Here is a 527-nt window from a genome sequence, read left to right on the forward strand (position 1 = left end):
TTTTGATTGATATTACCCAAAGCACACAAAAAAAGTTTGATGAGGTATTGAAAAAACAACAAAAAGCTGATTTCAATACGAAAATACAGAGAGATCTCCCCCGTAGTTTTCGTGTTGTACTTGATCCTGGACATGGTGGTATTGACGGTGGTGCACGGGGAGTTACTGGAATTTTAGAAAAAGATGTAACACTAGCCTTTGCACGTGCATTGCGAGATGAATTACAAAAAGGTTCCCACACCATTGTTGCGTTAACACGGGATTCTGATATCTTTCTAAGATTAAGCGAAAGAGTTAAAAAGGCACAGGAATTTGATGCTGATCTTTTTATATCTATTCATGCCGATACAATTGATGTACATTCTCTACGTGGTGCTACAGTATATACCATATCGGACGAGGCATCTGATGCAATTGCGAAGTCTTTAGCTGAAAGTGAAAATAAGGTTGATCTACTTGACGGTTTACCGAAAGAAGAATCGCTTGAATTAACAGATATTTTGCTCGATCTGACCCGACGTGAAACG

Annotated in this window: 1 protein-coding gene; it reads left to right on the forward strand. The window is 38.7% G+C overall.

Annotated elements, in window-relative coordinates:
- The coding region (locus ACFINO_RS11600) for an N-acetylmuramoyl-L-alanine amidase (protein WP_375656002.1) at positions 1 to 527 on the forward strand (527 nt) is incomplete at both ends.

The sequence above is a fragment of the Bartonella sp. AA83SXKL genome (assembly GCF_042196965.1).
GTDB lineage: Bacteria > Pseudomonadota > Alphaproteobacteria > Rhizobiales > Rhizobiaceae > Bartonella.